This window comes from Chryseobacterium sp. AC405b, from assembly GCF_979258685.1.
The window spans coordinates 1615876-1635833 of sequence record NZ_OZ409877.1; the positions used below are offsets into that span (position 1 = coordinate 1615876).

25 protein-coding genes are annotated in these 19958 nt (G+C 34.7%); 14 read left to right on the forward strand and 11 right to left on the reverse strand.

From position 1 onward, the window contains the following. Window positions 1-106 precede the first annotated feature (106 nt). Genes ACZZZA_RS07850 through ACZZZA_RS07860 form a run of 3 tightly spaced genes read right to left on the reverse strand, consistent with a single transcriptional unit; the run spans window position 107 to window position 1921 of the window. Window positions 107-904: a TPM domain-containing protein gene (locus ACZZZA_RS07850; RefSeq protein ID WP_463430671.1), complete on the reverse strand. Its 798-nt coding sequence runs from the start codon at window positions 902-904 to the stop codon at window positions 107-109. Next, entirely contained in the window at window positions 885-1313 is a 429-nt protein-coding gene (locus tag ACZZZA_RS07855; protein WP_463430673.1) for a TPM domain-containing protein, read from the reverse strand. Before ACZZZA_RS07855 ends, ACZZZA_RS07850 begins: the two co-directional genes overlap by 20 nt. After that, window positions 1313-1921: a LemA family protein gene (locus tag ACZZZA_RS07860; RefSeq protein ID WP_463430675.1), complete on the reverse strand. Its 609-nt coding sequence runs from the start codon at window positions 1919-1921 to the stop codon at window positions 1313-1315. The genes ACZZZA_RS07855 and ACZZZA_RS07860 overlap by 1 nt, the downstream gene beginning before the upstream one ends. Window positions 1922-2090: 169 nt before the next feature. Here ACZZZA_RS07860 and ACZZZA_RS07865 point away from each other — a divergent pair, with 169 nt between their 5' ends. Both ACZZZA_RS07865 and ACZZZA_RS07870 read left to right on the forward strand, forming a co-directional pair. Beyond that, the gene (locus ACZZZA_RS07865) at window positions 2091-2591 is read left to right on the forward strand and encodes a dihydrofolate reductase (RefSeq protein ID WP_463430677.1); all 501 of its coding nucleotides are present in this window, start codon (window positions 2091-2093) and stop codon (window positions 2589-2591) included. Window positions 2592-2660: 69 nt separating this feature from the next. Next, window positions 2661-3227, forward strand: coding sequence for a DUF2892 domain-containing protein (locus ACZZZA_RS07870; protein WP_463430679.1), 567 nt, complete (start codon window positions 2661-2663; stop codon window positions 3225-3227). A 62-nt stretch (window positions 3228-3289) separates the two neighbouring features. Here ACZZZA_RS07870 and ACZZZA_RS07875 read toward each other — a convergent pair whose 3' ends face one another. The 3 genes from ACZZZA_RS07875 to ACZZZA_RS07885 all read right to left on the reverse strand — a co-directional run bounded on the left by ACZZZA_RS07875 (window position 3290) and on the right by ACZZZA_RS07885 (window position 5613). Then, complete coding sequence (locus ACZZZA_RS07875; RefSeq protein ID WP_463430681.1) at window positions 3290-3922, reverse strand: trimeric intracellular cation channel family protein; 633 nt, start codon at window positions 3920-3922, stop codon at window positions 3290-3292. 161 nt (window positions 3923-4083) lie between these two features. Beyond that, complete coding sequence (gene coaD, locus ACZZZA_RS07880) at window positions 4084-4551, reverse strand: pantetheine-phosphate adenylyltransferase (RefSeq protein WP_463430683.1); 468 nt, start codon at window positions 4549-4551, stop codon at window positions 4084-4086. Between the two features lie 72 nt (window positions 4552-4623). Further along, entirely contained in the window at window positions 4624-5613 is a 990-nt protein-coding gene (locus tag ACZZZA_RS07885) for a D-alanine--D-alanine ligase (protein ID WP_463430685.1), read from the reverse strand. A 155-nt stretch (window positions 5614-5768) separates the two neighbouring features. On the opposite strand from ACZZZA_RS07885, the gene ACZZZA_RS07890 reads away from it, so the two are divergent. The 5 genes from ACZZZA_RS07890 (at window position 5769) to murI (ending at window position 11039) form a co-directional block, all read left to right on the forward strand. After that, window positions 5769-6830, forward strand: a complete 1062-nt coding sequence (locus ACZZZA_RS07890; protein ID WP_463430687.1) for a PASTA domain-containing protein — start codon at window positions 5769-5771, stop codon at window positions 6828-6830. 70 nt (window positions 6831-6900) lie between these two features. Beyond that, window positions 6901-7965: an RluA family pseudouridine synthase gene (locus ACZZZA_RS07895; protein ID WP_463430689.1), complete on the forward strand. Its 1065-nt coding sequence runs from the start codon at window positions 6901-6903 to the stop codon at window positions 7963-7965. A 51-nt stretch (window positions 7966-8016) separates the two neighbouring features. Next, the gene (locus ACZZZA_RS07900) at window positions 8017-8967 is read left to right on the forward strand and encodes a PorP/SprF family type IX secretion system membrane protein (protein ID WP_463430691.1); all 951 of its coding nucleotides are present in this window, start codon (window positions 8017-8019) and stop codon (window positions 8965-8967) included. 51 nt (window positions 8968-9018) lie between these two features. Then, the gene (gene hemW / locus ACZZZA_RS07905) at window positions 9019-10143 is read left to right on the forward strand and encodes a radical SAM family heme chaperone HemW (RefSeq protein WP_463430693.1); all 1125 of its coding nucleotides are present in this window, start codon (window positions 9019-9021) and stop codon (window positions 10141-10143) included. A 65-nt stretch (window positions 10144-10208) separates the two neighbouring features. Then, window positions 10209-11039, forward strand: coding sequence for a glutamate racemase (gene murI / locus ACZZZA_RS07910; protein ID WP_463430695.1), 831 nt, complete (start codon window positions 10209-10211; stop codon window positions 11037-11039). A 57-nt stretch (window positions 11040-11096) separates the two neighbouring features. Here the strand turns inward: murI and ACZZZA_RS07915 are convergent, their stop codons facing one another. The 4 genes from ACZZZA_RS07915 to ACZZZA_RS07930 all read right to left on the reverse strand — a co-directional run bounded on the left by ACZZZA_RS07915 (window position 11097) and on the right by ACZZZA_RS07930 (window position 13574). After that, entirely contained in the window at window positions 11097-11693 is a 597-nt protein-coding gene (locus ACZZZA_RS07915; protein ID WP_463430697.1) for an RsmD family RNA methyltransferase, read from the reverse strand. Between the two features lie 58 nt (window positions 11694-11751). Further along, complete coding sequence (locus tag ACZZZA_RS07920; protein ID WP_463430699.1) at window positions 11752-12468, reverse strand: DUF3822 family protein; 717 nt, start codon at window positions 12466-12468, stop codon at window positions 11752-11754. 16 nt (window positions 12469-12484) lie between these two features. Beyond that, entirely contained in the window at window positions 12485-12979 is a 495-nt protein-coding gene (locus ACZZZA_RS07925) for a Smr/MutS family protein (RefSeq protein ID WP_463430701.1), read from the reverse strand. A 97-nt stretch (window positions 12980-13076) separates the two neighbouring features. Continuing rightward, the gene (locus tag ACZZZA_RS07930) at window positions 13077-13574 is read right to left on the reverse strand and encodes a metallophosphoesterase family protein (protein ID WP_463430703.1); all 498 of its coding nucleotides are present in this window, start codon (window positions 13572-13574) and stop codon (window positions 13077-13079) included. A gap of 82 nt (window positions 13575-13656) precedes the next feature. Between ACZZZA_RS07930 and ACZZZA_RS07935 the strand changes: the two genes are divergently transcribed. Beyond that, window positions 13657-15198 carry a serine hydrolase gene (locus ACZZZA_RS07935; RefSeq protein ID WP_463430705.1) on the forward strand — a complete coding sequence of 514 codons (1542 nt, stop codon included), beginning with the start codon at window positions 13657-13659 and terminating at the stop codon, window positions 15196-15198. Window positions 15199-15242: 44 nt separating this feature from the next. After that, complete coding sequence (locus ACZZZA_RS07940; RefSeq protein ID WP_463430707.1) at window positions 15243-15737, forward strand: hypothetical protein; 495 nt, start codon at window positions 15243-15245, stop codon at window positions 15735-15737. 55 nt (window positions 15738-15792) lie between these two features. On the opposite strand, the gene ACZZZA_RS07945 is transcribed toward ACZZZA_RS07940, so the two are convergent. Beyond that, entirely contained in the window at window positions 15793-16275 is a 483-nt protein-coding gene (locus ACZZZA_RS07945) for a SixA phosphatase family protein (RefSeq protein WP_463430709.1), read from the reverse strand. A 114-nt stretch (window positions 16276-16389) separates the two neighbouring features. Between ACZZZA_RS07945 and ruvX the strand changes: the two genes are divergently transcribed. The 5 genes from ruvX to ACZZZA_RS07970 all read left to right on the forward strand — a co-directional run bounded on the left by ruvX (window position 16390) and on the right by ACZZZA_RS07970 (window position 19918). Next, complete coding sequence (ruvX, locus tag ACZZZA_RS07950) at window positions 16390-16806, forward strand: Holliday junction resolvase RuvX (RefSeq protein WP_463430711.1); 417 nt, start codon at window positions 16390-16392, stop codon at window positions 16804-16806. After that, a complete protein-coding gene (def, locus tag ACZZZA_RS07955) occupies window positions 16803-17375 on the forward strand; it encodes a peptide deformylase (protein WP_463430713.1) in 573 nt (190 codons plus the stop codon). The genes ruvX and def overlap by 4 nt, the downstream gene beginning before the upstream one ends. A 76-nt stretch (window positions 17376-17451) precedes the next feature. Continuing rightward, a complete protein-coding gene (locus ACZZZA_RS07960; RefSeq protein WP_463430715.1) occupies window positions 17452-18015 on the forward strand; it encodes a DUF5606 family protein in 564 nt (187 codons plus the stop codon). A gap of 248 nt (window positions 18016-18263) precedes the next feature. Then, window positions 18264-19043, forward strand: coding sequence for a nucleoside triphosphate pyrophosphohydrolase (gene mazG / locus ACZZZA_RS07965; RefSeq protein ID WP_463430717.1), 780 nt, complete (start codon window positions 18264-18266; stop codon window positions 19041-19043). Then, the gene (locus tag ACZZZA_RS07970) at window positions 19040-19918 is read left to right on the forward strand and encodes a hypothetical protein (RefSeq protein WP_463430719.1); all 879 of its coding nucleotides are present in this window, start codon (window positions 19040-19042) and stop codon (window positions 19916-19918) included. Before mazG ends, ACZZZA_RS07970 begins: the two co-directional genes overlap by 4 nt. Window positions 19919-19958: the final 40 nt, after the last annotated feature.

Consider the following 19958-nt stretch of genomic DNA (forward strand, 5'->3'; position numbering starts at 1 on the left):
TAAAATGACCGATTGTATAATTTGTTTAAATTGATTGATGTTATCTCCATGTGAAAAAAATATTCTTGTTTGTCATTTCTTAGAATGTAGGCGCAGTATTTAAAAACTACCATCCACCAGAAGCACCACCACCTCCAAAACTTCCGCCACCACCGAAGCCTCCAAAACCGCCTCCGCCTCCTGAACTTCCGCCTCCGAAGCCGCCACCTCCAAAACTGCCCGGGAATGGAAAGAATCCGCCGGGGTAATTTCTGCGTCCTCTGCGTCCCAATAGAATGTCGCCATCATCGTCACCACCACCTCTATTTCTAAAGAAGATTATGAGAATAATGAAGATGACAAATCCGATCATCAGTAATTTTGAAACGCTGGTGTCTCCGGATTTTTTTTGTTTGGCTAAAGGTTTGAATTTCCCCTGCACTGCTTCCATGATTGCAGATGTTCCGCCATTAATTCCTTCATACCATTTTCCTTGCTTGAATTTTGGAGTAACAATGTAATCTAAAATCTGTCCGGCAACTGAAGCTGTTAAATATTGTTCAACGGCACGTCCTTGCTGAATCGACATGGTTCTGTCTTGAGTGGCAATCAGGAAAACCACTCCGTTATCAACATCTTTTTGGCCGATTCCCCATTTTTCACCAAACATCGTTGCAAGATAATTGATGTCTTCGCCTTTGGTTGAAGGAATGATGATGACTTCAATCTCCGTTGAGGTAGAATCTGCAAATTTGATGAGTTTATTATTGAGTTCATTTTTCTCCTGGCTCGTCAGCAAATTGCCTTCGTCATAGACAGGATATAAAACTGTAGGTTTTGCAGGAATGGTATATTGCGCCGATACAAAATTGTAAAAGCCAATAAGTAAAAATGATAACAGTATTTTAAGAGAACGTAATCTCATTGGGAAGTTCGTTGTGGTTTTCTCCTTTTACAGGAAAATGTTTTTTGAGTTCGAGACCGGTTTCCAGAATGGCGCTTTTTAAAGCTTTATGATAATTGCCTTTTGCAAATTCTGAAGTGATAAAATCGTGTAGATGATCCCAAAATGACTGCTGCACTTTTGCATGAATGCCTGTGTCACCAATGATCGTAAGATATTTTTGTTCGAAGTTAACATGAAATAACACTGCATTTTTCTCCTTTGTTTGATTCTTACAAAGTTTATTAAAAACCCCGAAAGCAGTTTCTGCATTATTGTTATCTGTGGTAGAGTCTATATGCACTCTGATTTCTCCGGTAGAATGATCTTCTGCCGACTTAATAGCTTCCACGAGGGAAGCTATTTGTTGATCTGTAAGATACTGGCTCATTATTCTGTGAATACGTCCGGTGCTTTTTCAGCTCCTGCCGCTGCTTTAAAGTAAGGTTTCTCTTTAAAATTGGTGAAGTTTGCCAAAATATTATTCGGGAAAGTTTTGATCGATGTGTTGTAATCCTGAGCAGCACTGTTGAAATACACAGTTTCACTTCTGATGCTGTTTTCAATAGCTGTAAATTCTCTTTGGAAATTAATGTATTGCTGATCTGCTTTCAGATTGGGATAAGCTTCCACAACTGCCATCAATCTGCTTAAAGCTCCGGATAATTCTCCCTGAGCTGCCTGGAATTTCGCTAAATCAGCTTCGGTCATATTGGTTGGGTCGATGTTGATTGAGGTGGCTTTTGAACGGGCTTCCACTACTTGTGTTAAAGTTTCCTGTTCGAATTTAGAATAAGATTTTACCGTTCTTTCCAGGTTAGGAATCAAGTTGGCTCTTTTCTGATATACTGTTTCTACGTTAGACCATTTTGTGTTTACATTTTGTTCTTTCGTAACAAAATTGTTGTATCCGCTTTTTCCCCAGAAAAATAATATACCAACGATGATAAGTAAAGCAATACCGATTGTTCCTGCGCTTAGGCAACCTTTGTTTTTCATAAATGAGTTTTTAATTGTTTTAATAGTTTTTTATTTAATCGAACCATTTTTCATCTCTTACTATTAATGAATCAGGTGATTTTATAAATGGTTTGTTATTTATTTTTTAATTTTATTGTGCTAACCCAAATATACAAATTATGTGCTAATTTTGCAGAAAATTATTTGAATGACAACAATTGTGGTTGCAATGGGCGAAAAAAATGAGATTGGTTCTGATAATCAATTGCTTTGGCATCTTCCGAAAGATTTAAAACATTTTAAAGATCTTACATCGGGGCATCCGATCATTATGGGAAGAAAAACCTATGAGAGTATTGGGAAAGCACTCCCGAACCGCACCAATATTGTTATTTCAAAAAAGAAAAACTGGTTTGAGGAAGGAATTTTAATTGTAGGAAGTATAAAAGAAGCGGTAAAATTTGCCAAAAAAATTGATGAAAACGTGTTCATCATCGGTGGCGGAACTATCTATGAACAAACCATGGAAATCGCTGATAAATTGGAAGTTACTTTAGTAAAAGCGAAATTAAATGCAGATACTTTTTTTCCTAAAATTGATTCTAAAATCTGGAAGTTATCTGAAGAAATCTGTTACGAAAAAGATGATAAAAATGAATATGACTTTTGTTTTCAGACTTATGAGAAAATAATGACCGATTCGTTGTGATAATTCTGCCTTCCAACTTCTAGCTTCTAACCTCTAAATTCTATATCTTTGCACTTCTAAATTTTAATAATGAATAAATATATAAAAATCGCAGTTGCAGCACTTCTTATTTTGGGAGGTCTTTATATGATGTTTTTCACAAGAAACTTAGGATGGGGAATTGTTATTTTCCTATTATCTGCGTTACCAATCTTCCTTTTCTTTAAAAATGAGAATATCCTTTTGGCATTCTGGCAATTGAGAAAACAGAATATGGTAAAAGCCTCAAAATTTTTAGATAACATTACCGATTATCAATCTCAGCTTCACAAAAATCAATACGGGTATTATCATTACTTACAAGGTTTAGTTTTGGCTCAGGATCATCCGACGAAAGTTGAACCTCTGATGAAAAAGGCGTTGGAATATGGTTTAAATATGAAGCACGACAGAGCGATGGCAACTTTAAATCTGGCTGCAGGAGCAATCTCTAAAGGCAGAAGACAGGAAGGACAAAGACTTTTGGATGAAGCTAAAGCACTCGACACCGCAGGTATGATGACCGATCAGATTAAAATGATGAAAGATCAGTTGAAAATGCCGACTATGCAGAAACATATACACAATCCTCATATGAGAAACAGAGGGAAGTTTTAAGAAAACAACTCATACAAAAATGCACCAAATTATTTGGTGCATTTTTTATTTTTTAAGCAAATCTACATTTCAGAATTACTTTCATATCCATAAAACTTAGGGATCTGCCAATGGTATTTAACAGCTAAAGTTCTCACGCTTACAATCATTAAAATCGTAAAAACTTGTATAAATGTATAGGAAAGCGTTGTAAAATGGGTGAGTAATAAAAAAGTTGAACCGCCAACAATACAAGCGCTTGCATAAATTTCTTTTCTGAATATTAAAGGAATTCTGTTCAGTAAAATATCCCGGATAATCCCGCCAAAACAGCCGGTTATTGTTCCCAAACCAATACAAATCAAAGGATGAATGTCTGCATTTAAACCTTTCTGTACACCGATAATCGTAAATAATCCCAAACCAAAACTGTCGAAAATAAACAAGGTGACTTTGAAATTTTTCTCCATAGATTTAAATACCATTGAAAAAATACTGGTCGCCAAAATCAACCCGCACATCAAAAGATCATGCATCCAAAAAACCGGAATATCTAAAAGTAAATCTCTCACAGTTCCGCCACCAACCGAAGTAACGAATGCAATAATCAAAACCCCGAACGGATCAAGCCGTTTTTGCATCGCAGCAAAACTCCCCGACATCGCAAATGATATAGTACCGAGAATTTCTATGATGAAGTTGAGCTGTTGATGCATTGGTTATAGAGTCAATTACTTTCAATATTTGTGGTGAATTATTGAAAAATTTTTAAATATAATGTTTAGCTTTTCATTCTATAGAATCTTGGCTAATCTAATAAACTTGCTTAGATTCCTAGGGAATGACAAAATTAGAAATGATAAAATCTATTATTATATTACTTTTTTTCCACTCTTACTGCATCGGGAACCAATAATTCATATTCGCCGCCATGGTTGATGATTTCTCTCACAATGCTGCTGCTGATGAATGATTTTCCTGATGAGGTCAAAAGAAAAACAGTTTCCAGTTTTTTGTGTGCTAAAGTGCGGTTGGTGTGGGCAATAGCTTTTTCAAATTCAAAATCAGCAGGATTTCTAAGACCTCTGAGAATAAACTGAGCATTTTTTTGGAAGCAGTAATCTACCGTTAAGCCTTCAAAAAAATCAACTTCTACGTTAGGAAATTCGGCTACAGAATTTTGTATGAATTCCATTCTTTTTTCAATGGGAAACATATATTTTTTCTGAGAATTTTGCCCAATGGCTATAATCACTTTATCAAATAGTGCCGCAGCTCTTTCAATAATATCGTAATGCCCTAATGTTATCGGATCAAAAGATCCAGGAAAAACAGCAATTTTCATGCGCAAATAAGTTATAAGTTTTGGGTCATCAATTATAAGTTGGTTGTAACTATAATATCTGATTTCTAATATCTAGTTTCTCTTTTGTAAAGCTTTTTCAACTTCATTTCCGCAAAGATCTTTGATAGAAATTCCGTAGATTTTTGCCTGTTGAGGAAGGATGCTTGCTGGTGAAAACCCAGGATTGGTATTCATTTCCAACATATATGGTGTGCCATTCATCAAAATAAATTCACTTCTAGAAAAGCCGCTCATTCCTAAAGAATCGTAAGCTTTTTTTGCAATTTCTTCTACTCTTTTTGTAGTTTCGTCGTCGATTCTTGCAGGCGTAATTTCTTCTGAAGCGCCTTCGTATTTAGCTTCGTAATCGAAAAATTCATTCTGAGGAACAATTTCTGTGATTCCCAAAACGATGGTTTCGCCTTTGAAGTCAATCACACCAACTGAAACTTCCATTCCATCTAAGAAACTTTCAATTAAAATTTCATCATCTTCTTTAAATGCAATTTCGGTTGCTGCTATCAATTCAGACTTTTCTTTTACTTTAGAAATTCCTAAAGACGAACCAGACTGATTTGGTTTTACAAACACAGGAAGACTCAGATTTTCAATGATTTCGTCAATATTAATATCTTCACCTTTTCTTAAATAAACGCTTTTAGCAGAAGGAATTCCGTATTTTGATAAAACCGCTAAAGTGTCTTTTTTATTAAACGTTAAAGCGCTCTGGTAAAAATCACAACCTGTATAGGTTTGTCCTATTGCATCCCAATATGCCTGCAAAATTCCGTTTTCACCGGGAGTTCCATGGATGATATTGAAACAGACATCAAATTTTAAAGTCTCATTATTATTTAAAGTAACCGAAAAATCTCCTTTTTGAATAGGAAATTTATTTTCATTTTCATCTAAAAAATACCATTCGTCTTTCAGAATGACCACTTTGTATACATTATAAAGATCTCTGTCTAAAGAATCATAGATTAATTGTCCGCTTTTCAGAGAAACTTTATATTCATCAGAATAGCCTCCCATCACTACGGCAACATGTTTTTTGCTCATATCGGTTTGTATCAATTAAGGCAAATTTAATGAAATAATATCACGCAGGAATTGAATTTCAGAAAAATTGAAAGCAAATGCTAATTCTGTTAAATAAAAAGTGCATTCAAAAATTATTAGTTATATTTGCCGTTATAATTCAAGTATTTTTAAGTATGCTTAAATCACTTTTCAATTGGAAAGTTTTAGTTAATTTGGCAGTGGCAATCGCACTTTTTGTGGGATTAGTATGGCTTACATTTCGCTGGTTGGAATATCATACCAATCATGGTCAGGAAATTCCTGTTCCTAACGTTGTGAATAAGTCGGTACATGATGCTGTCAAAATATTAGAAGACACAGGGCTAGACTACGAAGTAGACAGTGCTACATATAACCCAAAATACAGACCTTTTCAGGTGCTGCAGGTCTATCCTTCTCCGGGATCTCGTGTGAAAGATGGTAGAGCGATTACCTTAAAAGTAAATCCGAGAAGCTGGGCTCCTGTTGCAGTTCCGGATGTTCTTAATAAATATTCCGGATTGGCATTTCAAAGATTGGATCAGGTGGGTCTGAAAGTTGGCGATACCATCTTTGAACCGAGTATTCAGAAGGATGCTGTTTTAAGAGTTTTATTTAAAGGAACTATTATAAAACCGGGAACTAAAATACCAAGATTTTCTATCATTGATGTCGTAGTAGGTTCAGGGCCTATGAGAAATATTACGATTCCTAATTTGGTTGGATTAACGGTGAAGGATGCAAAAGCTTACATCGCAAGAAATCTTTTTGAGGTAGGAATTGTAGAGCATGAAGATGGAGGAAGTGATGATTCAGATATTGTTTATTACCAAGATCCTGCTTCGGGAGATGTACGAGATCAGGGAATGCAGATCGATCTTTGGGCAAGTAAAAAAACTCCGGCAGAACTCCGTGACAGAATAGAACAGCTGAATTCTACATACAGAATGAAAATTGATACAACGCTGCCTCCGATAAGATATGAAGAAGTTCCTAATTTTGAAGATGCACCAGCGAATGATATTCCACCGCCACCAGTTACTCCAAGAAAGGAAACACCAAAGCCCAGTGTAACATCAACCATAAAACCGACAGCCGTTACCAAAACAACGGATACAAAGCCTAAAACGACTTCAGCTGCGAATGCTGATAAATCTAAGCAGACTGCGACGTCTGCAGCAGATAAGCCAAAAGCTCAGAAAGTAATCATTAATTAAGCGATACTTTATCATAAAAATTTAGGCTTCAACTTTAAAATGTTGGAGCCTTTTACGTAAAAAATGAAGGATGACAGAAGATAACGAAGATTTTTTAGACGAAGAATTACTAGATCCCAACAATGTAGATATTGATGAGGAAAATAAAGGTCTCTATGAGCATGTAAACATCACCGTAGATGGTAAGCAGGAGCCTTTAAGAATCGATAAGTTTCTTTTGAATTTTCGTCAGAATTCTTCAAGAAATAAAATTTCGCAAACCTGCAGAGCCGGAAATGTTGTTGTCAACGGAAACCCGGTAAAGCAAAACTATCGAGTAAAGCCGGGAGATCAGATTTCTCTACTCCTTGCTCATCCTCCTAGACTCAATGTAATTATTCCGCAGGATATTCCCATCAATATTGTGTATGAAGACGATGACTTGGTGGTGGTTGACAAAGACCCTGGAATGGTTGTGCATCCGGGATTCGGAAACTGGGATGGTACTTTAGTGAATGCTTTGGCTTTTCATTTTAATAAAAAAGGTGAAAAATCAGATTTGGATAGAGTAGGGCTTGTTCACAGAATTGATAAAGACACATCGGGTCTTTTGGTAATTGCCAAAAATGAATATGCTTTAAGTTTTCTCGCAAAACAGTTTTTTGAAAGAAAAACAAAAAGATTGTACTGGGCATTTGTCTGGGGAAATGTAAAAGAAGATGAAGGCACCATAACAGGGCATATAGGAAGGCATCCTAAGAATAGAATGCAGATGTATACCTATGTAGACGGAAGCGCTGGTAAGCATGCCGTAACGCATTATAAAGTTTTAGAAAGATTTAAATACATGACTTGGGTAGAATGTAAACTTGAAACTGGAAGAACTCATCAGATTCGTGCACATTTTAAACATATCGGTCATACTCTTTTTAATGATGAAAGATATGAGGGGAATATCGCCCTTCGTGGAGTTAATCTCCCTAAGTATAAGCAGTTTGTGAAAAATGTTTTTGATATTCTGCCAAGACATGCACTTCATGCCCACACTTTGGGTTTTATACATCCCACGACCAAACAGGAATTGTATTTTGAGAGCCCAATGCCCCAAGATATGACGGATGCCGTAAAAAAATGGAGAAATTATTTAGAAAACTAAAAATATATTGAGAATTTTTTTATATTTGTTGAATTGAAATCAAGATTTGTTATGAGAAAACTATATGCTATCGTATGTTTAGCTCTTTTGTCTAATGCGTACAAAGCACAAGAATCATTACCATACTATCAGCAATATCTTTTGGATGGTGAGTTCCTGTTCAACCCTGCACAATATGGTAAAACGGACTATGTACAGCTTAATCTAAACTATCAACAACAATTTTCAAAATTTAGCGAGTCGCCAAACGTTCAGTCGGTGGGGATCAACGCGAATATTTTTGATCGAGTGGGAGCGGGTATTTCCGTTTTCAGAGATAGTAACGGTCCTATATCTGCAGGAGGTATTACAGCGGGAGCTTCTTATTTTATCCCTTTAAGTAGTGAAGGTGATAGAAAAGATCAGTTTTCTTTTGGTACAAGTGTTAATTTTTATAATATGAATTTCGATTATTCTAAAATTAATACGGAAGACGGTTACGATCCTTTATTACAAGGAAATGAAAGTAATATCTTTATGGCGTATGCAAACTTCGGTTTGGCAGCAACCTACAAAGGTTTATTCGGAGGTGTTTCTGTGAACGATATTGCTCTTAGCAATGACGAGTCTATTGTAAACAACTACGAACCATCGCCTATCAAATTCTTCTTAAACTTAGGATACGACTGGAAAATCGCAGATAACATTGCTATTACTCCTTCAGCCTTAATCAATTTAAATACCAATTCTACAAGAATGATGGATTTAAACTTGATGGCGACATTCTCAAATGACATCAACGCATTCTCCTTCGGGGTAAGCTACAGAGGTGTACAAAACAGATTTGATAACCAGCAGTTGAGTATTTCACCAATTGTAAAAGTAAGATTCAACAAATTTATGGTGGGTGCTACTTACAATCTGGGAATGTCTGACATTCAGGAGTACGGTGGAAACAGCTTTATGCTGGGTCTGGGTTACAACTTTGATAACTTTATTAATAATAGAGGATTTAGATATTAATCTGATTTAATTTAAATAAATTTGGGCTCTGATTTTTTCAGAGCTTTTTTTATGATGTACATTCATATACCTTTCTGCAAACAGAAATGCAGCTATTGCAATTTTCACTTTTCAACGTCTTTAAATTTTAAAGATGAAATGATTGCTGCGATGAAAAAAGAGATTTTTCTCCGTAAAGATGAACTCGAAAACAAAAATTTACAGTCACTTTACTTCGGCGGCGGAACACCATCTATCCTTTCCGGTGACGAAATCAAGTCTTTGATTGATGAGGTCTTGAAATATTTTAGTTTTAGTGCTGATATTGAAATTACTTTAGAGGCAAATCCGGATGATTTAGACAAAAATTTTTTAAAACAATTATCAAATTCTCCTGTAAATAGACTCTCTATTGGAACACAGAGTTTCTTTGAGGAAGATTTAAGACTCATGAACAGAGCTCATAATGCTTCCGAAGCAGAAGGTTCTATCAAAAGAGCACAGGATTTAGGCTTCGAAAATTTAAGTATTGATTTAATTTATGGCTCACCAACTTCAAGCTTAGAAATCTGGAAACAGAATTTAAACAAAACAATAGCTCTTGATATTCCTCATATTTCTTCTTATGCATTGACTGTCGAGCCAAAAACTGCTCTTGAAAGTTGGATTGCCAACGGAAAAGTTTCAAAACCGAAGGAAGAAGAACAGAACAGAGAGTTTTATTATATGATCGATTTTCTGAAAGATCATGGTTTTGAGCATTATGAAATTTCTAATTTTGCAAAAAAAGGCTTTCATTCTAAACACAATTCAGCTTATTGGAAGTATAAAGAATACTTAGGAATCGGTCCGTCCGCACATTCTTATAACGGATTTGATGTCAGAAGCTGGAATGTTGCCAATAATCAGCAGTATATTAAAAAATTAAACTCGAATCTTTTAGCTAAAGAGACAGAAATTCTTTCACAGAAAGATCAGTTTAATGAAATGATTATGATTGGGCTGAGAACAATTTGGGGCGTTGATCTCGAAAGTTTAAAGAATAAATTTAAAAATGATATTTTAGATCAGTTTCAAAAAGAAATTCAGCAGAAAATCGCTGATGGAGTTTTGATTAAAGAAAATAATCATCTCAAAATTCCTGAAAAACATTGGTTTATGGCAGATGGAATTGCTTCAGATTTGTTTCAGGTTTAAAAAATTAGAATCTAAAATCTAAAATCTAAAATCTTTAAGTATTTTTGCACTAAATTTCACTCCGTTTGAAAACTAAAAAACAGGACTATTCACACCTTTCCCCTAAACAGCCTATCGGTATTTTTGATAGTGGTGTAGGAGGTTTAACGGTGGCTAAAGAAATCAAAAGACTTCTTCCTCATGAAGATCTTATTTATTTCGGAGATACCAAACATCTGCCGTATGGTGAAAAATCGAAAGAAGCAATTATAGAATATTCTACCAAGATCACCAATTTTTTATTGGAACAGAACTGCAAAGCGATTGTAATTGCCTGCAATACCGCAACAGCAAATGCTTTAAATGATGTGATGCAGTCTGTTGGCGGAAAAGTTCCTGTCGTTGACGTAATCAATCCCGTTGCTGAAAAAGTGGCGTATGAAATCCACAATAATGTAGGGGTAATTGCTACCAAAGCTACGGTGAATTCTGGTTTGTACAAGAAAAGCATCAGAAAGCATAATAAATTTATCAAAGTTGATGAGTTGGCAACTCCGTTATTAGTTCCTGCGATCGAGGAAGGTTTTAAAAATCATCCCATTACGCATTCTATCATTTATAATTATCTGAGCAATGCCAAATTAAAAAATATAGAAACCTTGATTTTGGGCTGTACGCATTATCCGTTGCTGATCGATGAGATCAAGCAATATTACGGAAACCGCGTTCGTGTGATAGATTCGCCCAATATTGTGGCAAATCATCTGAATATTATTTTGGATAAGTATCATCTTCTTAATACGAGTAATCCGAAACCTACTTATAAGTTTTACCTTTCGGATATTACCAAAAACTTTGAGAAAATTTCAAAAAAGTTTTTTGGAAAAAGTATTGATTTGGAATTGAAGGTGTTGTAGAAAAAATGAACCCTTTCTATATTCACTGAATATAATTTAAACAAAAAAAATCAGGAATTAAATTTCCTGATTGTCTGTTATTTCTAAATCTGTTTCTTCCTCCTGATTAGGCTCAAAAAAACTGAAACTTATATTTCCGTATTTTCTGGTATCCATCAGATTGGGATGATCAAACTTCATTCTGCTTTGGTGCTCTACGATGAAAACACCGTTGGGTTTTAGATATTTATTATTCAAAACCAAAGAAATCAATTCCATGTATTTTTTCTCCTCTGTCTCAAATGGTGCATCAGAGAAAACGATTTCATAAGATTTTTTATTTCTGAATTTTTTCAGCCAGTCAAAAACATCGCCACGCTGCACGCTTACATTGAGGCTAAATCCCAATTCCGAAGCAGTTGAATTTAAAAATGACGTGTGTTTCGGATTTAGTTCAACAGAAGTTAAATCTTTGCAGCCTCTTGAAGCAAATTCAAAAGTAATCGAGCCGATTCCTGCAAAAAGATCAAGCACAGAACTCGCCTGCATGTCATATTTATTTTCGATGATGCTGAACAGAGCTTCTTTAGCAAAATCTGTGGTCGGTCTTACATCAAAGTTTTTCGGAGCTGCTATTTTTTTGGCTTTCCACTTGCCGGCAATTATTCTGTACATAGTTGAGTTGTTAAATGATTAGGTTTTGAAAAAGGAATTAAGTCCTGAAATCTGCAACCTAATTGAGAATGAAATTCTTATTCGGTATATTGTCAAAAACAATTTTCAGATTCTTCACAAACTTCTGAAGTTCTGAAATAAAAGTTTCGTTTTCTGTTGTTTCACCGTATACAAAAAAGTTGGTATCATTAATCCCGAAACCGATCTTGCTTAGTGTAAACATCACGAAATAAAGAAAATCTACTTCTGAGTTGACATCAAGATTGTTGTATAAAATTACTTTTTTGTTGGCAATCGCAAAAAACTCACATTGATTATGATAAAGATTGATGTGAATTTCTTTATTGGTTTTATTATGAATCGAGTTTAAAAACTTTTCACCTGAAAAATTAAACCTCACAGGAATCGAAAGATCTTTGATTTTCTTGTAAAAATCCTTCGGAAAAGTATAATAAAACTGAACCTGAAATTTCTTATTCACCGAAAGCATTAATTCTTCGTTTTCCTTATCCACAGGAGCGTTGAACGCAATCAGATCATATCCTGCATCGTGCTCTGCAAAACCTTCCGGCATCAAAGTGAAATGGTTAAGTGCAGAGATGACAGAGATTTCATCATATCTTTGCTTCAGCAAAACTTCTTCCAGTTTATCAGCAATAAAATTTGCAGAAGATTCTTCATTCACGAGATAAGACTTCTCTTCCAAAACATTTTTGTTCTTGGAAATCTGATAAATCAGCCCGTCTTTGGTAAAAAGTAAAGTAAGTAAATTCATATCAATTGCTGCAAATTTAGTGAAATTCTACCATTACCGCACCCGATTGATGATGAAGTATTTCTTTGTTGTAAAAATCCAGACCAGTTTGACTTTCAAGAACGTCCCAGACTAATTTCTGAAGCACGCCGTCGCCGATTCCGTGAACGATTTCTAATCTTTTTAGATGATTTTTTCGACAGAAATTAATGGTATGAATCAATTTTTCTTTCTGCATAAACAATCTTTCGAAACTATCATAATCATTCGGGTTTTTAACCAGATTATGAAAATGTAAGTCAAGAATCAATGGGGTTTTATCATGTTTTTTAGAAGTTACTTTTCTTGGCTCTGCTTTTTGAATCACTTTCATATTATCATAGATAGAAGCATTTTTAGGAACCAGTTTTTCTTTCGGATATTGATAAGTGAAACCATATTCGTCTTTGAAAACTATTATATTTCCATTTACGGAAGTGATCACTCCGCCCAAATCTTCATCAACCACCGAAACTTTATCGCCTATTTTCATATATTCTAAATACTAATTGACACCAATTATATCACAAATTCCACAAACATTTTTAGTGTTATTAGTGAGAATCATGAGTGATCTTTTTGTTTTAAAATTAAACTTTCGGTCCCAATTCAATTACTTCTAAATCTTTTATTTCTTCCCCATCAATCACGAACCGCATCATCGTTCTCGTTTTATGCCAACCTTGCTTTCCACAAGCTCCCGGATTTAAATGCAGCAGATTATTCTTATTGTCATACATCGCTTTCAAAATGTGAGAATGCCCTGAAATAAATAATTTCGGTGCTTTCTCTGAAATTTCTTTGTTAGCCAAAGGGGTGTATTTCCCGGGATAACCACCAATATGAATCATTAAAACTTCTACCTTCTCACAAAAAAAACGGTTCACTTCAGTGAATTCAGAACGTATTTTTGCTCCGTCAATATTTCCCCAGACACCTTTTAAAGGTTTTATTTTTTCTAATTGTTCAATGATTTCAAAACTTCCAAAATCTCCGCAATGCCAAATTTCATCGGCTTGTTTTGCGTAATCTAAAATTCTGTCATCAATATATGAATGGGAATCGGAGAGAAGGAGGATCTTGGTCATTACTGAATGAAATATTTCTTTTAAAGTTCCAAATTTACTCAATAATCCCGAATTGATTAACTTTGAAAAAATTTAAAAAATAATGAAGCATCAATTCTCATTGCTCTTTCTTCTTTTATCTTTAATCTCATTCGGACAGGTTGAAGAAAAAAAGTTAGATGAACTTATTCAAAATACCTTAAAAACTTTCGACGTTCCCGGTATGTCTGTCGGAGTCATCAAAGACGGAAAAATTATATATTCTAAAGGTTTCGGAGTTCGTTCGTTAGCTTCAAAGCAGGCAATGGATGATACGACTTTGGTAGGAATCGCTTCCAACTCAAAAGCATTTACTTGTGTTGCTCTGGCAATTTTAGCAGATGAAGGAAAACTAAACTGGGACGATAAAGTTTCGAAACACATTCCTGAATTTCAGATGAATGATGCTTATGTTTCTCAAAATGTGACCATCAAAGATTTGGTAACGCACAGAGCAGGATTAGGTTTGGGACAAGGCGATTTGATGTTTTTTCCTGAAGGCGGAAGTTTGACGGTGAATGATATTGTTCATAATGTAAGATATTTAAAACCCGAAAATCCTTTCAGAACAACTTTAGACTATAATAATGTAATGTTCATCGTTGCAGGAGAAGTTATTCACAGAGTTTCCGGTTTGACATGGGCAGAATTTATTGAGCAGAGAATTATGAAACCTGTCGGGATGACCTCAAGTTTTGGAAGTTACAACAGAGCAAAAGCTATTGCCAATAAAATAGATGCTCACGCTCCTGCAGACGGAAAAGTAATCGCTGTTCCTCATGATTGGAATGAAACAGCCAACGCAGCAGGTGGAATTATGAGCAACATCAAAGACATGACGACTTGGGCAGATTTTCTTCTGAAGGGATTTACAACGAAAGACGGTAAAAAACTGGTCTCAGACAAACAGATTCAGCAGCTTTGGAATGTACAGATTGCAAGTCCGGTTGCGATGAAGAATCCTTATGATACAGGTTTTTACGGTTACGGATTAGGTTGGTTTTTGAGCGATGTGAAAGGTCATAAACAAGTTCAGCATACAGGAGGTTTGATCGGAACGGTGACTCAGTTTACCTTGATTCCGGATATGAAATTGGGGATTGTAGTTCTTACAAATCAACAGTCTGGTGCAGCTTTCAACACGATTACGAATACTTTGAAAGATTCTTATTTAGGAGTTGCCGATAGAAACTGGCTGAAAACCTACGGCGACAGAATGTCAAAAGCTAACGCTGAATATGAAAAACAGAAAAAAGATGCGTTTGCAAAGTCAGAAATCTTTAAAAAAGATAAAAATCTTCAGCCTAAAGCTGAACAGTTTGTCGGGAAATACAATGATGTCTGGTTTGGTGATGTAGAAATTGGTGAGCAAGGAAACTCGTACAGAATTTCATGCAAAAACTCTCCTAGGTTAAAAGGTGAGTTGTTGCCATATTCAAACAATTCTTTCATCATCAAATGGGATGACAGAAGCTACGATGCCGATGCTTACATTACTTTTAGCTATGACGAAAACGGCAAAGCAGAATCTGCAAAGATGAAAGCAATTTCAGATATTACAGATTTCAGTTTTGATTTTGATGATTTGGATCTAAAGAGAAAATAGATTTTTTGACCATGTAGATTCTATAAGATCATGTCAAATTTAATATGCTTAAAAAAATAAAATACTTCCTGATCTCTGTAATAATCTTAATTTTTGTTACATGTTGTCACAAAATAACTCCCTCTGGTTTTTGGACTGATTTTTACAAAAACTTTATTGTTTCAAAAAGTAGTGATCATGGTTCATGGGGTGGAAAAACCATAGTTTCTTGGAAAAATGTAACTGCTAATACTTTTTCCGATTATGAAATACTTCAATTTGCGAACAAAAATGATTGGAAATTTGTTGACAGCATTTCATTTTCAAATTATTTAAATGACGATAAATTATCTAAACTTAATGTGAATGATTACTCATTAGATATTCTTAAAAAAAATGTCTTACCGAAATTAAAATTGGATGATACAAAAATATTTATTTTTAAAACCAATTGGTTAAACGTTGAACCTGGTAATTCTAGAGAGACTTTTCAAAACGGCTATGTAATATTAAATTCTAACGGTACAGAAATGAAAATGTATCATTTTTGGGGTGAGTAACTATAATCCCCATCTGAAATTCTTTTAAATTTTATCTCATGAGTAAATAAAAAAATTATAATTGAATCTTATTCGGCTCATAATAAAACAAAAACTTTTTGTTTGCGCCGTCAAATTCTGACCAAGATTTGCAATCAATTTCAAAACCTGCGACTCCGCAAGTTGAAAAATGAAAAATGTGATCGGTAATGTAATTGGCAAAATTTGAAATACCATTATTGTGGGAAAATAAGGCTACGGAATTTACCTGATCATCCAGATTATAAATGACAGAAGTGAAATTATTCTCGGAAGGATTGTATAGCTTATCGTTGGTCGTTACATCTAATCGATAAGTCTGGTTGAAAATTTTACACGTATTTAAAGCTCTCACCGCAGGACTGGAAACGAATTGATCGATCAGGATATTTTGATTTTTGAGAAACTTAGACATTTTGAGTGCGTCTTGTAAACCTTTGTCTGCCAACGGTCTGTCAAAATCTTCCATTTCTTCTGGCCAATCGCTTTTTGCATGTCTTACTAAGATGAGTTTCTTCATAGTGATGAGTTTGGAATATTAAAATTATAAAAAAAATAGTGGAATGTAACATCATTTTATAAAAAAAACTGCGTTATGAATAAAATCATTAAAATTTCTTAAATTTGCAGACTTATGGGACAAATCCTTGCGATAGACTACGGAAAAGCGCGTTGCGGCATTGCAGTGACTGATGATATGAGGATTATTGCAAGCGGGCTACCAACTGTAGAGACTAGATTTCTGATGGAATTTTTGAAGAAATATTTCAAAGAAAACAAAGTTGATGAGATTGTAGTAGGTCTTCCGGTCGATTTGCGGGGAAATATTTCTGAAGTGGAAGCAGATATTCTGAAATTTATAGATATTTTTCAAAAAGAATTTCCAGATATTCAGGTTCATCGTTTGGATGAGAGATTTACGTCAAAAATGGCTTCGTTTTTTATCTCCCAAAGCGGGAAAAGTAAAAAACAGAGACAGGAGAAAGGATTAATAGATAAAGTGAGTGCAACTATCATATTGCAGAATTTTTTAGAACAAAGAACAAGATGATTTTACCAATTAGAGCCTTTGGAGATCCTGTTTTGAGAAAAGTAGGAAAAGAGATAGATCAAGATTATCCTGGTTTGCAGGATCTCATAGACAATATGTTTGAGACCATGTACAGTGCCAATGGCATTGGTTTGGCTGCACCACAGATTGGTTTAGATATCCGTTTGTTTATTGTAGATGTGAGTCCTTTGGCGGAAGATGAAGACTATGAAGATATAGCCGAAGATCTGAAAGATTTCAAAAAAGTATTCATCAATGCTCAGATCCTTGAAGAATCGGGCGAAGAATGGAAGTTTAATGAAGGTTGCCTGTCGATTCCTGATGTGAGAGAAGATGTGAAAAGAAAAAGTACAATCGTTATAGAATATTATGACGAAAATTTTGTGAAGCATACAGAAACTTTTTCCGATATTAGAGCCCGCGTAATTCAGCATGAATACGATCATATTGAAGGTACGCTGTTTACCGATCATTTAAGTTCATTAAAGAAAAAACTGGTAAAAGGTAAATTGGTTAAAATATCTCAGGGTGATGTAGCGATCAACTACAAAATGAGATTCCCAAAATAATTAAAAAGAAAAATAATAAATAATAAAACGCAGTTTGCCTTAAACAAATTGCTGAAAAATTAAAAAAAATAAGATTATGCTGTTAGAAAAAATAATTTCGATTTCTGGTAAACCAGGTCTTTACAAATTAGTTTCGCAATTGAAAAACGGATTTATTATTGAAGACGTTACAACAAAAAAGAAAGTAAGCATCGGTAATTCAAGCCAGGTGAGTTTGCTTGATAATATCGCAATGTTCACATTCGACAAAGAAGTTCCATTGTTTGAAGTTTTTGAAAATATTGCAAAAAACTACGAATACAAAGAAACCATTTCTCACAAATCTACTGAAGATGAGCTGAAAGAGTTTATGAGCGCTTCACTTCCAAATTATGATACAGAAAGAGTATATTTTTCTGATATTAAAAAATTGGCTCAGTGGTACAATATTCTTCACAAAGCAGGATATATTACTCCAGAAAGCTTCGTAAAAGCTGAGCCTGAAACTGTAGAAGGTGAAAGTGCTGAAGGTGATATCACTGCAGACAAAGCAGCTCCGAAAAAAGCAGCTCCAAAAGCAGATAAGCCTGCAACTCCGAAAGTGAAAGCTAGTACAGGAGCAAAAGCCGCTACTAAAAGTACACACAGAAAAATGGGATAATTAGTTTATCTTAATGTATACAAAACCTTATCAGCAATGACGAGGTTTTTTTGTTCGAAATTTATAAAACTTCTGTGGGAAAATTTCTTCTAACCCCAACCTTAAACGGAGGAAGAGATTTATTTCAAAAGTATTGCCTAAAAATCAATTTACTCCGTTTAGGGGTGGGGAAATAAATTGATTTTTATTTTGAACAGACATTAATGAAAGTTTATTATAAATTTGTACTACTTTTTAATTCTCAATTTATGAACACCAGACAGGAAAAACTCGAAGCTTTCGGCAGACTTTTGGATATTATGGATGACCTTCGTGAAAAATGTCCGTGGGATCAGAAACAGACGCTCCAGACACTTCGTCATTTGACATTGGAAGAAACATATGAACTTTCTGATGCTCTTTTGCAGGAAGATTTAACAGAAATTAAAAAGGAACTCGGCGATGTGCTTTTGCATCTGGTTTTTTATGCTAAAATAGGTTCAGAAAAAGAAAGTTTTGATATTGCAGATGTCATCAATTCATTAAATGAAAAACTGATCTTCCGTCATCCTCATATTTACGGTGATGTAGAAGTAAAAGATGAAGAAGAAGTAAAACAGAATTGGGAAAAACTGAAACTGAAAGAAGGTAATAAATCGATTTTGGGCGGAGTTCCGAAAGGTTTGCCAAGTATGGTAAAAGCGTATAGAATTCAGGATAAAGTGAAAGGAATTGGCTTTGAATTTCACGATGCCGAAGATGCCTGGAAAAAAGTGGATGAAGAAATTCAGGAATTTCATGATGAAACAGATGTCGATAAAAAAGAACTTGAATTGGGTGACGTGTTTTTCTCATTAATCAATTACGCCAGAATTTCAGGCTTAAATCCGGATTCTGCTTTAGAAAAAACAAATCTGAAATTCATCTCAAGATTTCAGAAAATGGAAAATTTAGCTCTGGAAAGAAATCTCAAATTAGAAAATATGACACTGGAAGAGATGGATGAGCTTTGGGATGAAGTAAAACTTTTTAAAAAAAATAATATATGAAAATGAATATCCTTTCCTCGATCTGTTCGCTACTTTTCATAGGTTGCAATCCAAAAACTGAAAATACACAGGCTAAGGAAGATACCTTAAAAACAGCGTTTTCTCTGCCCAAAAAACTGAAAGAAGTTTCCGGAATTGCTCTTTCTCAGGATCAGAAAACCATTTGGGCAATCGAAGATGCAGGGAATAAAAATGTAGTTTACGGACTCAACCGACAAGGCGAATTAATTACAGATGTATTAATAGAAAATGCTGAAAACAACGACTGGGAAGATATTACAAAAGATGCAGACGGAAATATTTACATCGGAGATTTCGGGAATAACGATAATGACAGGCAGAATTTGGCTATATTTAAATTAGATTTAAAAAGCGATTCTCAGAAATCTGCAAGCGTCATTCAGACCACAAAATTTCATTATGAAGGACAGACAGAATTTCCGCCTAAAAAATCAAATCTGTTGTATGATTGTGAAGCTTTTGTAGAAAAAGACGGCAATTTTTATCTGTTCACCAAAAACAGAAGCAAAGGTTTTGACGGAACGTTTTTGGTTTTTCAAATTCCAAATACAGAAGGCGATTTTGAAGCGAAATTGGTTGGGAAACTGAAACTTGAAGGTGGCTACAGCGATGCAGCAATTACTTCAGCAACGATTAATTCTAAAGGTGAAATTGCTTTGCTGACTCACAAAAATGTTCATATTTTGACAGGATTTACAATGAATGATTTTAATTCAGTAAAAATTAAGAAAATTTCTTTAGAACACAATTCGCAGAAAGAAGCTATTGTTTTTGTTGATGACAGAACATTGCTGATTGCTGATGAAAAGGATAAAAGTGAAGGCGGAAATGTGTATCAGTATTCTTTAAAGTAAATATCTAGTTTGTCATTCCGGAGGAATCTCACCTTAATAA

Excerpts from the sequence above, each read along its gene's own strand:
- ACZZZA_RS07900 (WP_463430691.1), top strand. The coding sequence starts at position 8,017 with ATGAGAAAACTATATGCTATCGTATGTTTAGCTCTTTTGTCTAATGCG.
- ACZZZA_RS07850 (WP_463430671.1), bottom strand. The coding sequence starts at position 904 with ATGAGATTACGTTCTCTTAAAATACTGTTATCATTTTTACTTATTGGC.
- ACZZZA_RS07870 (WP_463430679.1), top strand. The coding sequence starts at position 2,661 with ATGAATAAATATATAAAAATCGCAGTTGCAGCACTTCTTATTTTGGGA.
- ACZZZA_RS07925 (WP_463430701.1), bottom strand. The coding sequence starts at position 12,979 with ATGAAAATAGGCGATAAAGTTTCGGTGGTTGATGAAGATTTGGGCGGA.
- ACZZZA_RS07920 (WP_463430699.1), bottom strand. The coding sequence starts at position 12,468 with ATGAATTTACTTACTTTACTTTTTACCAAAGACGGGCTGATTTATCAG.
- ACZZZA_RS07895 (WP_463430689.1), top strand. The coding sequence starts at position 6,901 with ATGACAGAAGATAACGAAGATTTTTTAGACGAAGAATTACTAGATCCC.
- ACZZZA_RS07940 (WP_463430707.1), top strand. The coding sequence starts at position 15,243 with ATGCTTAAAAAAATAAAATACTTCCTGATCTCTGTAATAATCTTAATT.
- coaD (WP_463430683.1), bottom strand. The coding sequence starts at position 4,551 with ATGAAAATTGCTGTTTTTCCTGGATCTTTTGATCCGATAACATTAGGG.
- ACZZZA_RS07885 (WP_463430685.1), bottom strand. The coding sequence starts at position 5,613 with ATGAGCAAAAAACATGTTGCCGTAGTGATGGGAGGCTATTCTGATGAA.
- ACZZZA_RS07860 (WP_463430675.1), bottom strand. The coding sequence starts at position 1,921 with ATGAAAAACAAAGGTTGCCTAAGCGCAGGAACAATCGGTATTGCTTTA.
- ACZZZA_RS07960 (WP_463430715.1), top strand. The coding sequence starts at position 17,452 with ATGCTGTTAGAAAAAATAATTTCGATTTCTGGTAAACCAGGTCTTTAC.
- ruvX (WP_463430711.1), top strand. The coding sequence starts at position 16,390 with ATGGGACAAATCCTTGCGATAGACTACGGAAAAGCGCGTTGCGGCATT.
- hemW (WP_463430693.1), top strand. The coding sequence starts at position 9,019 with ATGATGTACATTCATATACCTTTCTGCAAACAGAAATGCAGCTATTGC.
- ACZZZA_RS07855 (WP_463430673.1), bottom strand. The coding sequence starts at position 1,313 with ATGAGCCAGTATCTTACAGATCAACAAATAGCTTCCCTCGTGGAAGCT.
- ACZZZA_RS07935 (WP_463430705.1), top strand. The coding sequence starts at position 13,657 with ATGAAGCATCAATTCTCATTGCTCTTTCTTCTTTTATCTTTAATCTCA.
- ACZZZA_RS07865 (WP_463430677.1), top strand. The coding sequence starts at position 2,091 with ATGACAACAATTGTGGTTGCAATGGGCGAAAAAAATGAGATTGGTTCT.
- ACZZZA_RS07915 (WP_463430697.1), bottom strand. The coding sequence starts at position 11,693 with ATGTACAGAATAATTGCCGGCAAGTGGAAAGCCAAAAAAATAGCAGCT.
- ACZZZA_RS07930 (WP_463430703.1), bottom strand. The coding sequence starts at position 13,574 with ATGACCAAGATCCTCCTTCTCTCCGATTCCCATTCATATATTGATGAC.
- ACZZZA_RS07890 (WP_463430687.1), top strand. The coding sequence starts at position 5,769 with ATGCTTAAATCACTTTTCAATTGGAAAGTTTTAGTTAATTTGGCAGTG.
- def (WP_463430713.1), top strand. The coding sequence starts at position 16,803 with ATGATTTTACCAATTAGAGCCTTTGGAGATCCTGTTTTGAGAAAAGTA.
- ACZZZA_RS07945 (WP_463430709.1), bottom strand. The coding sequence starts at position 16,275 with ATGAAGAAACTCATCTTAGTAAGACATGCAAAAAGCGATTGGCCAGAA.
- ACZZZA_RS07875 (WP_463430681.1), bottom strand. The coding sequence starts at position 3,922 with ATGCATCAACAGCTCAACTTCATCATAGAAATTCTCGGTACTATATCA.
- mazG (WP_463430717.1), top strand. The coding sequence starts at position 18,264 with ATGAACACCAGACAGGAAAAACTCGAAGCTTTCGGCAGACTTTTGGAT.
- ACZZZA_RS07970 (WP_463430719.1), top strand. The coding sequence starts at position 19,040 with ATGAAAATGAATATCCTTTCCTCGATCTGTTCGCTACTTTTCATAGGT.